Source organism: Cellulophaga sp. 20_2_10 (assembly GCF_023476645.1).
Lineage (GTDB): Bacteria > Bacteroidota > Bacteroidia > Flavobacteriales > Flavobacteriaceae > Cellulophaga.
In genome coordinates this window covers 220,062-234,655 of record NZ_JAMCOJ010000001.1, presented here as the reverse complement: position 1 = coordinate 234,655, position 14,594 = coordinate 220,062, and the positions used below count along the sequence as shown (strand labels likewise).

The following is a 14,594-nucleotide window of genomic DNA, read 5'->3' as shown; positions in this document are numbered from 1 at the left end:
TACAAAAAAAATAAGTTGTAGTCTGTTTTTGTTTATTTGTATATTTTTGCCAATGTGAAGAAACAAAAACAATATTACTTAATTAGACTGCAATTTCTAGGCTACAGATTTAGTGGATGGCAAAAACAACCCGGATACAAGACGATAGAAGGGATGTTAACCAAAACACTAAAATTTATACTACCAGAAAGACAATGTAAAATATTAGGAGCCGGACGCACAGATGCTAAAGTATCTGCTTTAGATGCGGCTTTTGAGCTTTTTTTAGACGGTGAACCTTTAGATGATTTGGTGTTTTTTAAAAAAGATTTTAATAAAAACTTGCCTTCAGATATTAGAATAACAGCTGTAAAGCATGTAAAAGAAAAGTTTAATATAATTCAACATAGCAAAGAAAAAGAGTACGTGTATTTGTTTTCTTATGGCGAAAAAAATCATCCGTATACTGCGCCATTTATGGCAAACGTGCAAGAAGAACTAGATTTAGAACTTATGAAAACTGCAGCAAAGTTATTTGTTGGCACGCATAATTTTAAAAGCTTTACGGCCAAGCCTAAAGAAAACGGTAAGTTTATTAGAACAATAAATTCGTCCGAAATAAAAGAGAATACAATACTTACAGCTAATTTCTTCCCCGAGAACTCATATGCTTTTCATATAAAAGGAGAAGGTTTTATGCGCTACCAAGTACGTATGCTAATGGGTGCTTTAATTCAGCTTGGTAAGGGAGAAATAGCTATTACAGAAATAGAAAATGCTCTTAAAATAGATAGTGCTATAAAATTTTCCTACGTAGCTCCAGGATCTGGTTTAATGTTACATAGTTTAGATTTTAATGATGGTGTTTAGTCTATTAAGCATCATCTAATTAAATCTTAATCAAATAAGCCAGAAGATAAGTATCTATCACCTCTATCACAAACAATAGATACAATAGTACCACTTTCTAGTGTGCTTGCTAATTTTATAGCGGCAAAAGCTGCGCCACCGCTACTAACACCAGCAAATATGCCTTCTTTTTTAGCAAGTAGCAGTGTTGTTTGTTCTGCTTCTTCTTGACTAACATCTAGTATAGTATCTACTTTAGATGCATTAAATATTTTTGGTAAATATTCTTGTGGCCATTTACGAATTCCAGGTATTTTAGCACCATCTTTTGGTTGCACACCTACAATTTGTATCTCTTTATTTTGTTCTTTTAAATAGGTAGAAGTCCCCATAATAGTACCTGTTGTGCCCATCGCAGATACAAAATGAGTTATTTTATGGTCAGTATCTTTCCATATTTCTGGCCCTGTAGTTTTGTAATGTGCTTTCCAATTATCGTTATTGCCAAATTGATTAAGCATTACGGCTCCTTTTTTAACTTGATTTTCGGCATAATCTCTAGCTCCTAGAATACCAATATCTGCAGGAGTCAAGGTTACTTTTGCACCATAAGCGCGCATTGTTTGAATGCGTTCTATAGTAGAACCTTCAGACAATACAATCTCTATATCTAAGTCAAAAATACCTGCAATCATAGCTAAAGCAATACCAGTATTACCACTAGTGGCCTCTACAAGTTTGGTGTTTTTATCTATATCGCCTCTATCTAGCGCACTTTTAATCATATTATAAGCCGCACGATCTTTAACACTACCACCAGGGTTTTGACCTTCTAACTTAAATAGAAGCTTAACATTAGGATTCGTGTTTAAAACTTTAGATTCTACTAGAGGTGTATTACCTATTAAATCTAGAATACTATGATACATTATTTGTAGTTTTAATTTTAATTTCTGTTTTGTGAAACACTTTAGAATTAGCAGGTATAGAGCTTGTAACCCAGGCATTACCGCCAATTATTGTGTTTTCTCCAATAACGGTATCTCCACCTAAAATAGTAGCATTAGCATAAATTGTAACATTGTTTTTTATGGTAGGGTGTCTTTTTGTTTGTTGCAAACTTTTAGCTACAAATAATGCGCCTAAAGTAACTCCTTGGTATATTTTTACGTGATCTTCTATAATAGCAGTTTCGCCAATTACAACACCTGTGGCGTGGTCTATAAAGAACGAACTTCCTATTTGCGCGCCGGGGTTTATGTCTACACCTGTTAATCTATGTGCATATTCTGTCATTAAACGCGGCATTAGCGGAAAACCAATCGTGTGTAACTCGTGGGCCAATCTATAAATAGCAATAGCGTAAAAGCCAGGGTAAGCCATATAGACTTCTTCTATAGATAAAGATGCTGGGTCACAATTAACAATAGCTTCAGCATCTAAGTTTAGTTTTTTTAATATGTTGGGTAACGTTACAACATAACGATCCCATATTTTTTTACACGGTTTGTCTACTTGCCAGCAAGCAAGATTAACCAATTCATCAAACTGTACTTCTAATAACTCTAAGTTTTCTTTAACAGGAGTCTGTGTGTCAAACAAAGTATAAAAAAGCTTTTGCGTAAAAACCTCTGTTTTTTCTTTTAGACTAAAGTTTAAATTGGGTTGTTTTTTGTGTAACTCAATTTCGTCAATTACAGATTTTAGTGTCATATATAATGAATTCAACTATCAAAATTAACCATTATTTCTATAAAAAAACTTCTAAAAACCGTTAACTTTAGCATAAATAATATATTAGTAGGATTTTTATGAAAAATGAGGTTATATCTAAAAATACATTCGATTTTTTAAATAAGTTGAAAGAAAACAACACAAGAGAATGGTTTTTAGAGCATAAAGATGAGTTTAAAGTTGAAGAAAAATCATTTAAAGATTTTATTTTGGCTTTGTTGGAAGAATTAAACTTACACGACGATATTGAAAAATCTAAAGTATTTAGAATCTACAGGGATGTACGTTTCTCTAAAAATAAAACACCATACAAAACACATTTAAGCGGATCTTTTGCTAGGGCAGGAGCTAGACTTAGAGGTGGTTATTATGTGCATATAGAGTCTGGCAGTAGCTTTATAGCAATTGGCTTTTGGGATCCAAACAAAGAAGATTTATTTAGAATTAGAAAAGAGTTAGAATTGGATGCATCTGAGTTTAGAGAAGCTATTTCTAATAAAGAATTTAAAGCTATTTGGGGAGAATTAGAAGGCGATGAGTTAAAAAGAGCACCAAAAGGTTTTGATGTAGCGCATAAAGACATTGATCTTCTACGTAAAAAACAATACGTTTTTACCCGTAAATTCACAGATAAAGAGGTATTGTCTTCTAATTTTTTAAACACTATAAACAAGTCGTTTGCCACAGTTAGACCATTTTTTGATTTAATGAGTGATGTGTTAACGACAAACCTAAACGGCGAATCTATTTTAGACTAAAGTTGACTCTTCAAAAAATTGAAGCTGATCTTTTAATCTCGTAACAGCCATAGACATCATGCGTTTATTTAGGGCTGATGAATTTTGAATGTAAATTTGATATTCTTCCACCGTAAATTGACCTATAATTATGCCTTTTAGAGCGTTCCTAAACTTACTGTCTTTTTGTACGGCATTATCTATATACTCTAGTCTTTTATCTAAAACTAGTGTGTAAAATTTATTTTTGTGCTTTTTAATGTAGTTTTTAAAAACAAGTAAGAGTAAATCGTTTTGCAATTTAAGAATAGGCCTAATAGTTTTGTTCTGAAAAAGCTCATTAGTACTAATTCCGTCTACTATTTTAGTAGTTTTTATTTCTGGCCTAATACGCAAGAGGTCTGTAGATCTTTGGTTCATAACTAGTGTTTTATTAAAGGTACAATATCTAAGAGAGTCTAAATTTTAGGATTAAATTAGTTTTTAACGTGGTTATGAACATTTAGTATAATACATTTAAATTATGAAGTTTGGTAAAGTAATTAACCCAGAAGTAGTAGATTTTAAATTACCATTAGATCATTTAGATACTGTTACAGTGTTAGAAAGAGCTAAAACAGATACAGCATTACAAATTTCTGTTGGTTGTGCAAAATGGAATAAGCAAGATTTAAAGAACTTTTATCCAAGAGGAACAAAAGATGAATTGGTGTACTATGCATCGCAATTTAACTCAATAGAATTAAATGCTACTTTCTACAGGTTTTTTCCTAGAGAGCAATACCAAAAATGGTATGATAAAACACCCTCTAATTTTATGTTTTTTCCAAAAATAACGAGTGAAGTTAGTCATCTTTATAAATTAGACACTACCGTATATCCTATTTTAGATCGTTATTTAGAAGCTACATCGACCTTAAAAGAGAAACTAGGAACTATTTTTTTACAATTGCATTCTAATTTTGATCCTAAAAACTGGAATAAGGTTGTGAAATTTGTAAAATATTGGCCTAAAGAAATTAAACTTGCAATAGAATTTAGGCATACAGATTGGTTTAATGATGAAAATACAGCTCGGGAATTATATTATTTATTGCAAGAGAATAATATAGCGAATACCATTGTAGATACTGCTGGCAGAAGAGACTTGTTGCATATGCGCTTAACAAATAATGAAGCTTTTATACGTTTTGTTGGAGCAAACCATAAAAGCGATTATGATAGACTGGAGGACTGGGCAACTAGACTACAATCCTGGAAAGAAAAAGGACTTAAAAACATTCATTTTTTTGTGCATCAGAACATGGAATTAGATTCCCCATTATTATCGGCTAGTTTTATTAGCAGTTTAAACAAAAAAGTTGACTCTAATTTAAAAATTCCTAAAACTTTGTTAGATACTAGTCTAACCCTATTTTAATAGCTAATTTTGTATTCTAAATCGTAATATTATGAGATTTCACAGTAGAAAATGGGTAAAACCAGGGGATTTAAATGCTAATAAAACACTTTTTGGTGGTAAAGTTTTAGCATGGGTAGATGAAGAAGCAGCATTGTATACTATTATACAGTTAGAAAATAAAAAAGTGGTTACCAAGTACATGTCAGAGATTAATTTTATGAGCTCTGCAACAGAAGGTGACATAGTAGAAATAGGTATTGAGGTTGAAAAATTTGGAGTTTCTTCTTTAACATTAAATTGCGAAGTACGTAATAAGATGACAAGAGAAACTATTTTGACTGTCGATAATATTATTATGGTAAATCTAGGTCCTGATGGCAAACCAAAACCACACGGAAAAACAAAAATAGAATATGTAAAAGACAGACTGGCACAGTAAATAAGACCAGTTAACATTCTTTTAAAGCCTTTGTGACATGTCACAAAGGCTTTTTGCATTTAAATATCTGATTTTAAACAAGTTAATTGGATTGACTTAAATTGAAAGTGGATTTTGGTATTTCGTATTTTAAATAGATGAAAAACCAATAAAAACGGTTAATTGATGCAGATACTAGAAGGTATACTTACAAATAAGGCTATTTCACAACAAAAAAAGATACATAGATAACATTTAATTGTTGATGCTTCTTTAATTACTGAGTTTTACCGTAGTATAAACCAATATAGTAATGGTTTGCAGAAAATATTAATGTAAAATTTCCCCCAAATTGAAATTGAACGACCTACATACTTCATTATCTAATTTGCAAGAAAAACTAACTCGTTTTTCTTTTGACGAATTATCTGCAAAGGAAGCAGATTCATTCAGGAATGCATTAAACAGTTTTAAGTCTTTACTAGATTATAAGAATACCATAAACGGTAGTCTAAATAATCCTTGTAGCTCTAACACTATTATTGATAGTAAAACAGAGCTAGAAGAGACACAGCAAACATTACAAAGTCTACTGGTTACTGCAGCAAATAAAGAGATAAACGTTCCCCTAAATGGCATTCTAAAATTTTCTGAGAAACTATTAAAAAGCAACTTAACTATGGAACAAGAAAAAATAGTAAAAGAGATTCAGACATCGTCTAGCAATATCTTAACTGTATCTAAAGACATTATAGACTACACAGGAAATGATGCAATAGGCACTAACGAAAGCACAACCATTAAGTTTCATACTATAGTAAAGGATGTATTATTTTTATGTAATGCTTTAATTTTAAACACATCATTAAAGCTAGATTACACTGCGGCTAATACTATTCCAAATGATCTTATTGGGGATCCTTCTAAGTTGTCTCAGATTCTTTTAAATTTAGTTGGTAACGCGGTACAAACTACACAGAAGGGAGAAATTTTAGTTGTTTCAAAATTACAGCAAGAAACAGAGGATAAGGTTTTTATAGAATTTACGGTTACAGATACTAGTTTTGGAATTTCGGATGATAAGTTAGACACCGTTTTTGATTTTTATAGTCAAGATAAATCCAGTATTGGGCTTGGTTTAAATGTGGCTAAGCAATTAATAGAATCTATGGAGGGTACTATTTCTGTATCTAGTAAAGTAGATGTAGGTACCATGTTTACATTTATGTTGCCGTTTAAAAAACCAGAAGAACCTACTAGATCTTCACTTTCTAAAGGTATTGCAGATATGCAAGTTTTAATTTTTGAGGATAATATGTTAAATCAAAAGTTAATAGAACTTAAACTTAAAAAATGGAATTGTAAAACCTTTATTACAGATAACTGTAATGTTGGTTTAGAGATTCTAGAAAACAACCCTATAGATATTATTTTAATGGATCTTAGAATGCCAGGTAAAAATGGTGACCAAATAGCTGAGGAAATTAGAAATAACAATGACTTAAGGGTGAAAAACACGCCAATAATTGCTGTTACAGCAGATCACGATATAAGAACTAGTACCGAATTTAATATCTCAAATTTTACAGAATTTTTACTTAAACCCTACACCTCTGACGAGTTACTTAGTACCCTGTTAGAACAAATTGAAAATAATGCCAATATGGAAACATTAACAAGCAATCATATAAATGACAAAGGAGAGGTTCCTAAAATTAATCTCACACCAGTTTTAAACGAGTGTATGGGAGACATAGGAATGCTACAGGAGCTAATTAAGTTGTTTAAAAACAATGCGCTAGAATTTATAGGTAAAGCTATTGTACATATTAAAAATGAAGATTATGAAGGTCTAAAATTTTCTACTCATAAAATAAAAGCTGGTTTAAAAATGATGAAGACTGAAGCTTTACATGATACTGTGCTTGAAATGGAAAATGCTATTAAAGGTGATATAGATGTAAAACATCTTAATTTCTTATACAACTGTTTTATAGAAGAGTACCCAGTAATAGATCAACAATTAGATGATGAGCTGCTAAGATTAGCACAAGAGGCATAAAATAAAGATGTATGAAAAAGAGATTATTGCTGGCTGAAGATGACGAATTACTTTCTTCTTTATTAAAATTTAGATTAGAAAAAAGTGGCTATGCTGTAGATGTAGTTGTAAATGGTAAAGACGTAAAAAAGTATCTTACAACCACTACTCCAGACCTTATAGTTAGCGATATTATGATGCCTTACATGTCTGGTATAGAACTTATAGATTATGTAAGAAACGAGTTAAATTCTAAACTACCCATAATTATAATATCTTCTGCTGGTAATGAGGAAAATGTACTAAATGCTTTTGAAATGGGAGCAAACGATTTTTTGTCTAAACCAGTTAGTCCTCCAGAATTATTAATAAGAGTTGCTAGAGTTTTAAAAAGCGCTTAATTGCTAAAAAATGATCATTAATAATGTAACCTACTTAACTATAGCACCAAAAATTGGTGTTGGGTTTTTATGGATATTAGCGATTATTTTTGCAGTCATAACAGCACTATATATTGCCATAACATTTTACACAAAAAGTAACTTAACATTTAAGTTACAACGAAAAAAAATAAAAAAGAGAGAGCTAGGTCCTATTGTGAGCGAGTTTCTTTTTTTTGATGAAGAAACTGCAACCTTAGAAGATAAAAACAATTACATACGTCTTAAAATAAAAATAAGACAAATGCTTAAAAATAAGCGCAATCGTAAAGTTTTATCAGAAGTATTAGTAGAGTTAAGTCAAGATTTATCTGGAGAAACCTTAAAGCAATTGCATAGTTTATATGTTAACTTAGGCTTAGATAAAGACGCATTAGAAAAACTAAAAAGCTGGCGTTGGTATACCATCTCTCAAGGTGTACTAGAGCTAACACAGATGCAAGTAACAGATTCTTATAAAAAAATAACCAAGTTTGTTAATGGTAGCAGGGGAGTTTTACGCAAACAATCCGTAATTGCAATTGTATCTTTAAAAGATGAAGGAATAAACTATTTCTTAGATACAACACAATATAAAATTTCAGAATGGCAGCAACTTAAGCTATTAGAGATTCTTCAGAATAAGAAAAATTACGACCCACCTAGGTTTAAAAACTGGTTGTTTTCTAAAAATACAGATACCGTATTGTTTGCTTTGCGTTTGGTTAAATATTACAACCAAAGTGATGCTAACGATTCTATTATACAGTTAATTAGACATAAAAATAATTTAATTAGACAAGTTGCAATACAATGTGTTAGTGAGTTTAATTTGGTAATCGCAAGGGCGTCGTTAAAAAAAGTGTTTCATAGTAGTACAAACGATTCTAAACTTTTAATAATTGAAGCTTTGGAAAACCTTGGTTTTAAAGAAGATGTACAATTTTTAAACACAATAGAAGATCGTAACGAAGTATTTGCTGTTAAGAACAAGGCTTTAGCAGCTATAAATAGTTTGTTGCCAGAGAACGACTTAGAATTAGAAGGTTTAGAAAATATTGATACTCAAGAAATTTTAGCAAAGCCAACAAAGGCAATTAATCCTCTAGAAGTAACAATTACGCCTAGAACCGAAGTAGAAAAAGATGTAACATCTGCAATAGATCAATTAATAGCAAATACAGAAGAACTACCTGTCCAAGATGATACAGAAGAGGTAACAGAAACAATAGATTTTACTTTGGGTGATACCGATGTTATTGTTGAAGATGTACCTCTGGACGATATAAAACATTTAGAATTTATAGAGTTTTTAGAATCTAAAAAAGAAAGTATAGCGATTGATAATGTTAATGCTCTCTATAGCAGCCTAGAGAAGAACAAAACAGAAGAAGGGGTAGCGGAACTTAAAAAGGTTGAAGATGCTTCTAAGACGATAATTTTTAACAGCCAAAGTGTATTTAAGAGTTTATATGATGTTTGTGATACAGAAGCCAAGCTTATTCTTTTAGATGAAATTGCAGCTTTAGGAGACCAAAAAGAATTACAGTTGGTCACTGATTTATTAGAAGCTCCTGAACTAGAAATTAAAAAAAAGGCAGCTATAGTTAAAGAAATTATAGAAGCAAAATTGCAACTCAGAAAAGAGAAAGAAAACGCTGTAAGTTTGGATGTAAACACCACAAATACAGTAGAACTATCTGATGTAACGTATAACGACATTTCTGGCCCAAAAATAACACCTAGCACTATAGCGGTACTCGTTAGTAAAACAGCTTTAGACAAAGAATTATTATCCTTAGAGTTTTGCTTCTTAGAAGAAGGTCTAATGGATAAAGCAGAGGATGAACTTAATTATTTTGATATCAACTTTAAGCTATCAGAGGAGTTTTACAAAAAAAAGCACAATTAAATTATGCCATAGAAATGGCAACTTATGTTTCAAAACGATTTTTTTACAATTGTTGTAGACTATATAAACATTATATTTTTAATGTTTACCATAATTCTGTTTGCGGGGTATACCGTAATGGGGTATTTGGCAACCAAGCATACTTTACATTACCGTAGAAAAAATAGCTTTGGAGATTTATCTAAAGTAATGGCTTCTCCATTAGCTCCAAGTATTACCATTATTGCACCGGCTTACAATGAGGGTTTAAATATTGTAGAAAATGTAAGATCGTTATTATCTCTGAACTATGTAGATTATGAGGTAATGGTTGTTAATGATGGTAGCAAAGACGATACATTAGAAAAAATGATTGTTGCTTATGAATTAGAAAAAATAGAGCAAAGAATAGATCCTAATTGGCAATGTAAACCCATACGTGGCATCTATAAATCGAAACAAAAAGCATTTTCTAAACTAACAGTTATCGATAAAGAAAATGGCGGTAAATCAGATGCTTTAAACACAGGTATGCAACTATCTAACAATAGGTACGTTGGCTGTATAGATGTAGATTGTTTATTATTGCCAGATGCTCTATTACATGTAGTAAAATCATTTTTTCAGCGATCAGAAAAACGAGTAATTGCAGTTGGCGGAGTTATACGGGTGGCAAATTCTTGTATTATAGATGGTGGCGAATTGGAAGAAGTACGACTGCCAAAAAATTGGTTGGCTAAATTTCAGTTATTAGAATATACTAGATCTTTTATTTTAGGCCGTATGGCTTGGGGTAGTATAGATAGTTTGTTAATTATCTCCGGAGCATTTGGTTTTTTTGACCGTGAAATAGCTTTAGCTGCAGGTGGTTATGATACCAATACGGTTGGTGAGGATATGGAAATTGTTTTTAGAATGCGTAGATATATGCACGAAAGAGATTTACCGTATACAGTAGAATACATTCCAGACCCTTTATGCTGGACAGAAGTACCAGAAGAAATTAAAATATTTGTAAACCAAAGAGATAGGTGGTCTAGAGGCAATTTAGAAACACTTACAAAGCATAAGGATATGTTTTTTAATCCAAAATATGGTAGACTAGGCATGCTTAGTTATCCCTATTGGTTTTTTTACGAATGGTTGGCACCATTATTAGAGTTTTTTGGTTTTATATCAATTGTTTTATTTTACTATTTCGGTATTTTAAACTTTAAGTTTTTTGTTGCCATTACTGCTGCTGTATTTTCCTTTTCTGTAATGTTTTCTTTTTTTGCTATTTTCTGGGAAGTTTATGCATACAATCAATACAAAGCAAAAGATATTTTTATACTAATGATTTTTGCCGTTCTGGAACCTTTTATTTTTCATCCAATAGTAACATTTTCTGCCGTAAGAGGTAATTACAAGAAGTTATTTAAAATAAAGTCTGGCTGGGGTACAATTACCCGTAAAGGATTTACTAAAGCTGCTTAATAATGAATGCAACTATAGCAAATACAAGTCCAGATTTAACCTTAAAGCATTATACAAGGTTGCTAATCTCGTTTGCTTTTGTTTTAATTTTATTGTCTCTTTATCAATATATAGTTTTATTTAATAAAGGTATTATAGACAGTATATTAAGTATAAGTTTTTTGCTTAGTATTACACACCATCTTGGCTACACTGCATTTGTTGGCTTATTGCTTGCAGTTCCTTTTCATTTTTTAGAAAAATCTAAATTTTATAGGGGATTTAGATGTACACTTTTTATACTTATTGTTTTACTTTCTATAGAGTGTTTTCTACTAGTATATTACACAAAAATGTATACCCCATTGGGAGCAGACATTTTAGAATATAATTTTAATAGTATTAAAACAGCAGCATTTAAAAATATAACAATTCCGTTTTTACTGTTGTTAATGATTGTGATTGTGGTGTTTATTTTTTATGGAACGTACTTAATTACAGCTAAATACTACCATTATGTAAACAAGATGTTTCCGTTTACATTTTTTCTGCTATCTATTTTTATTGCTAATTTGTTTATGGCGGGTCAACCTATAAATCAGAATAAAACCCAGTACTTAGCAGTTAACTTGTATGAAGATTACTTAGAGGACGATAGTTATTTAGAAAATAGAAACAACCCTCCGTATCCTTTATTAAAAAAGAACGCAACCAAAGATGTATTGGGGAGTTATTTCAACTTAAAAAAGCAAAAGCCAAACATTGTGCTTATTATGGTAAATGGTCTTGGGAGCAATTTTATTGGCACCAAAGCTACGTACAGAGGATTTACTCCTTTCTTAGATTCGTTAGCGCAACAATCTCTCTATTGGAAAAACTGTTTAAGTACAACTGCAAAAGATTTTGGAGCTGTACCAGCAATTACAGGCTCTTTACCGTACGGCAAAAAAGGATTTATGGAGTTATCCAGTCCTGTAAATAGGCTAACACTGTTTGGTATTTTAAAAAATAATGGGTACACCACAGCTTATTTACAAGGCACAAACAGCTCGTTTAATAATTTAGATAATTTTGTACAACAAGAGCAGGTAGATTTGTTGCTAAATCGCAGCTACTATGGAGCTAATTATTCTCTTTCTCCTACAGACGATTCTGGTCATTCTATAGGCTATCCAGATAAAGAACTGTTTAAAAAAAGCTTTAATACCAACCGAAACAGTTACAAACCAAGGTTAGATGTCTTTTTTACAACCTCTACAGCAGAACCATTTTTAGTGCCTAATCAATCTTTATATATAAATAAGGTTGAAAAAATTGTTGAACAATCTAGGCTTGTAAAAAGCACTATAGAACGCATAGAAGATCATAAAAATAGGTATGCTAGTTTATTGTATGCAGATAATGCAATACAGTATTTTATACAAGCTTATAAAGCAAAAAAAGAATATAGCAACACTATTTTTGTAATTACGGGCACTCATAATTTAGCACCTGTAACAACAAATAATCAATTACGTAAGTTTCATGTTCCGTTGCTAATATACAGTCCATTATTAAAAAAACCTGAAACTATAAAAGGTGTAACATCTCATTTAGATATTGCTCCGTCTTTAGTAAGTTTATTGGCAAATAATTATGGTATAAGTGTACCTAAAAAAATAGCTTGGCTGGGAGAGGAGCTTAGTACTACCAAGCATTTTACAGCTACAAGAGATATACCTTTAATGCGCACTAAGAGCCAGATAAAAGACTACATACACAACAATTATTTTTATACCTCTGGTAGTGTTTATAAGTTTGATGAACGTCTAAATCTAACGCAAACTACCAATGACACTGTCAAGGACTTACTCGTAAATTTTAAATCTATAAACTCCTACGTTACTAGGTATAACAAGCTTATTCCTGAAAACTTAGCAATTTTTAAAGTCAAGAAAGAAGTGTTTTCTGAGGCCGACAAAATATGGTTAAACAGTATTCTTAATGGTCAGAGTTTTGGCAGTGCCTATAAAACGGCTCAAAACCTAGCATTTAAAGGAGAAACAGACAAGGCTTTGCGTATTTGTAAGTATATTTTAATAGAAATTCCCAGTCATATAGATGCAAAAATTTTAACAGGCAGAATAAATGCTTGGAATAAAGATTATGTTGAAGCAGAAAAAATACTTAGAAAGTGTATTTCTCTAAATCCCAGTTATGCAGATTCTTACAAAGCCTTACTTGATGTTTATTTTTGGTCTAATCAAAATGAAAAGAGTATGGAATTAGAATTTCTAATTAAGAGAAATAATATAGACGATAAACAAGTAGCTATTAAATTAAAACGAGCTTATACAGAACTAGCAAAAAAAACGTTATAAAATAGCAAGTCAACTTAACCACATTTACCACTGTATGAAGTACCAAAAGTACATAACTCTAGTATCTCTAATTCTTTTTGTTTTCACGGGCTTTTGCCAGTCTAAAGAGTATACAGGAGATCCAGACGCTTCATTTTTACAGGCCCGTACTTTAGCTTTTGCAAATAAGAGAATACAAGCAAGGGACACTTTAAAACGTATTTTATCTAAGTACCCCAAATACACAGACGTAGAAAACCTATTGGCAAAGACCTTAACTTGGGATGCTAAGTATGATGAAGCTAGGTTGCATTTTAATAACATAACGAGTAGAGATAAAACCAATTCTGAGGTTTGGGTTGCCGCAATTAAAAATGAATTGTATGCTGAAAATTACCAAACAGCCTTGGGATTATCAAACAAAGGACTATTATATTTAAACAATAATAGAGATCTTATAAATCTAAAAAATGAAGCATTAATTGCAATAAATTCAGAACCGGATATACTTCAAACTATCCCAACAGAACAAATAATAGCTAAAAACAAAACCACTAAAAATGCTATTTTATTAAGTGCAGATGCGCACTCTTTTAATACGGTTTATGACCCTATGTATTTTGGGAGTATAGCCTATAAACGCACCACTAAGTTTGGCGCTATACTACCGACTATAAATTACAGCAATAGGTTTAGTACAGACGGATTGCAATTTCAGGTAGATGCGTACCCTAAGCTTTCAAAAAAAATGTATGGGTATGCTAGTTATGCATTTTCTAATGCTGTAATTTATCCAAATCATAGAGTAGGAGCAGAAGTTTACAAAAGTCTACCAAAGTCATTAGAAGCCTCTATCGGTGCTAGATATTTACAATTTAAAGGTAAAGATGCTACCGTGTTAACTGCTTCTATTAGTTGGTATCCTGGTAACTATTATGTATCGTGGAGACCATATGTTAATCCAAGTGGTGGCTCTATTAGCTTTTCTAATAGTTTTACGGTCCGTCGCTATTTAAAGGATAAGAACAATTATCTAGGTTTTCAATTTGGGTTTGGATTTTCTCCAGAGACCACACAGCTTACAGAAAACAATGTATTATTATCAGAGTCAATCTTTTATTTAGAGTCCCAAGAAGCCTTATTAACCTACAATTTTACAGCAAAAAGCAGTAAAAATATAGTTGCTACAAGTATTGGTGTAACAAGACAGGAGTTAATTTTTACACCAAACGAGTTTTATTTAGCAGTTAGTGGTGGTCTAAAATATCAATTTAATTGGTAACTATATTAAACATATCGTTTCACAACAAAAAAGAATAAGTTCACCACA

13 protein-coding genes are annotated in these 14,594 nt (G+C 31.5%); 10 read left to right on the top strand and 3 right to left on the bottom strand.

Annotated features, from left to right (window positions below; genetic code table 11):
* The first annotated feature begins 54 nt into the window (after positions 1-54).
* On the top strand, positions 55-849 hold the full coding sequence (gene truA, locus M4I21_RS01015) for a tRNA pseudouridine(38-40) synthase TruA (protein ID WP_249557089.1): 795 nt from the start codon (positions 55-57) through the stop codon (positions 847-849).
* Between the two features lie 26 nt (positions 850-875).
* On the opposite strand, the gene cysM is transcribed toward truA, so the two are convergent.
* Together cysM and M4I21_RS01005 are read right to left on the bottom strand one after the other, a co-directional pair.
* The gene (gene cysM / locus M4I21_RS01010; RefSeq protein ID WP_249557088.1) at positions 876-1,757 is read right to left on the bottom strand and encodes a cysteine synthase CysM; all 882 of its coding nucleotides are present in this window, start codon (positions 1,755-1,757) and stop codon (positions 876-878) included.
* A complete protein-coding gene (locus M4I21_RS01005) occupies positions 1,747-2,541 on the bottom strand; it encodes a serine O-acetyltransferase (RefSeq protein ID WP_249557771.1) in 795 nt (264 codons plus the stop codon). The genes cysM and M4I21_RS01005 overlap by 11 nt, the downstream gene beginning before the upstream one ends.
* Positions 2,542-2,639: 98 nt before the next feature.
* Between M4I21_RS01005 and M4I21_RS01000 the strand changes: the two genes are divergently transcribed.
* Positions 2,640-3,320, top strand: coding sequence for a DUF2461 domain-containing protein (locus tag M4I21_RS01000; protein ID WP_249557087.1), 681 nt, complete (start codon positions 2,640-2,642; stop codon positions 3,318-3,320).
* On the opposite strand, the gene M4I21_RS00995 is transcribed toward M4I21_RS01000, so the two are convergent.
* Positions 3,312-3,719 carry a glyoxalase gene (locus tag M4I21_RS00995; RefSeq protein WP_249557086.1) on the bottom strand — a complete coding sequence of 136 codons (408 nt, stop codon included), beginning with the start codon at positions 3,717-3,719 and terminating at the stop codon, positions 3,312-3,314. The genes M4I21_RS01000 and M4I21_RS00995 overlap by 9 nt on opposite strands.
* Positions 3,720-3,822: 103 nt before the next feature.
* On the opposite strand from M4I21_RS00995, the gene M4I21_RS00990 reads away from it, so the two are divergent.
* The 8 genes from M4I21_RS00990 (at position 3,823) to M4I21_RS00955 (ending at position 14,546) form a co-directional block, all read left to right on the top strand.
* Positions 3,823-4,719 carry a DUF72 domain-containing protein gene (locus M4I21_RS00990; RefSeq protein WP_249557085.1) on the top strand — a complete coding sequence of 299 codons (897 nt, stop codon included), beginning with the start codon at positions 3,823-3,825 and terminating at the stop codon, positions 4,717-4,719.
* A gap of 31 nt (positions 4,720-4,750) precedes the next feature.
* Positions 4,751-5,140 carry an acyl-CoA thioesterase gene (locus M4I21_RS00985; RefSeq protein WP_072302246.1) on the top strand — a complete coding sequence of 130 codons (390 nt, stop codon included), beginning with the start codon at positions 4,751-4,753 and terminating at the stop codon, positions 5,138-5,140.
* Between the two features lie 331 nt (positions 5,141-5,471).
* A complete protein-coding gene (locus M4I21_RS00980) occupies positions 5,472-7,181 on the top strand; it encodes an ATP-binding protein (RefSeq protein WP_249557084.1) in 1,710 nt (569 codons plus the stop codon).
* Positions 7,182-7,192: 11 nt separating this feature from the next.
* On the top strand, positions 7,193-7,561 hold the full coding sequence (locus M4I21_RS00975; RefSeq protein WP_249557083.1) for a response regulator transcription factor: 369 nt from the start codon (positions 7,193-7,195) through the stop codon (positions 7,559-7,561).
* 10 nt (positions 7,562-7,571) lie between these two features.
* Positions 7,572-9,491: a hypothetical protein gene (locus M4I21_RS00970; RefSeq protein ID WP_249557082.1), complete on the top strand. Its 1,920-nt coding sequence runs from the start codon at positions 7,572-7,574 to the stop codon at positions 9,489-9,491.
* Positions 9,492-9,515: 24 nt separating this feature from the next.
* Positions 9,516-10,946, top strand: coding sequence for a glycosyltransferase family 2 protein (locus tag M4I21_RS00965; RefSeq protein ID WP_249557081.1), 1,431 nt, complete (start codon positions 9,516-9,518; stop codon positions 10,944-10,946).
* A 2-nt stretch (positions 10,947-10,948) separates the two neighbouring features.
* Positions 10,949-13,285, top strand: coding sequence for an alkaline phosphatase family protein (locus M4I21_RS00960; RefSeq protein ID WP_249557080.1), 2,337 nt, complete (start codon positions 10,949-10,951; stop codon positions 13,283-13,285).
* Positions 13,286-13,319: 34 nt separating this feature from the next.
* Entirely contained in the window at positions 13,320-14,546 is a 1,227-nt protein-coding gene (locus tag M4I21_RS00955) for a YaiO family outer membrane beta-barrel protein (protein WP_249557079.1), read from the top strand.
* The last annotated feature ends 48 nt before the right edge of the window (positions 14,547-14,594 follow it).

Excerpts from the sequence above, each read along its gene's own strand:
- M4I21_RS00970 (WP_249557082.1), top strand. The coding sequence starts at position 7,572 with ATGATCATTAATAATGTAACCTACTTAACTATAGCACCAAAAATTGGT.
- M4I21_RS01005 (WP_249557771.1), bottom strand. The coding sequence starts at position 2,541 with ATGACACTAAAATCTGTAATTGACGAAATTGAGTTACACAAAAAACAA.
- M4I21_RS01000 (WP_249557087.1), top strand. The coding sequence starts at position 2,640 with ATGAAAAATGAGGTTATATCTAAAAATACATTCGATTTTTTAAATAAG.
- M4I21_RS00965 (WP_249557081.1), top strand. The coding sequence starts at position 9,516 with ATGTTTCAAAACGATTTTTTTACAATTGTTGTAGACTATATAAACATT.
- M4I21_RS00975 (WP_249557083.1), top strand. The coding sequence starts at position 7,193 with ATGAAAAAGAGATTATTGCTGGCTGAAGATGACGAATTACTTTCTTCT.
- cysM (WP_249557088.1), bottom strand. The coding sequence starts at position 1,757 with ATGTATCATAGTATTCTAGATTTAATAGGTAATACACCTCTAGTAGAA.
- M4I21_RS00990 (WP_249557085.1), top strand. The coding sequence starts at position 3,823 with ATGAAGTTTGGTAAAGTAATTAACCCAGAAGTAGTAGATTTTAAATTA.
- M4I21_RS00960 (WP_249557080.1), top strand. The coding sequence starts at position 10,949 with ATGAATGCAACTATAGCAAATACAAGTCCAGATTTAACCTTAAAGCAT.
- M4I21_RS00985 (WP_072302246.1), top strand. The coding sequence starts at position 4,751 with ATGAGATTTCACAGTAGAAAATGGGTAAAACCAGGGGATTTAAATGCT.
- M4I21_RS00995 (WP_249557086.1), bottom strand. The coding sequence starts at position 3,719 with ATGAACCAAAGATCTACAGACCTCTTGCGTATTAGGCCAGAAATAAAA.
- M4I21_RS00955 (WP_249557079.1), top strand. The coding sequence starts at position 13,320 with ATGAAGTACCAAAAGTACATAACTCTAGTATCTCTAATTCTTTTTGTT.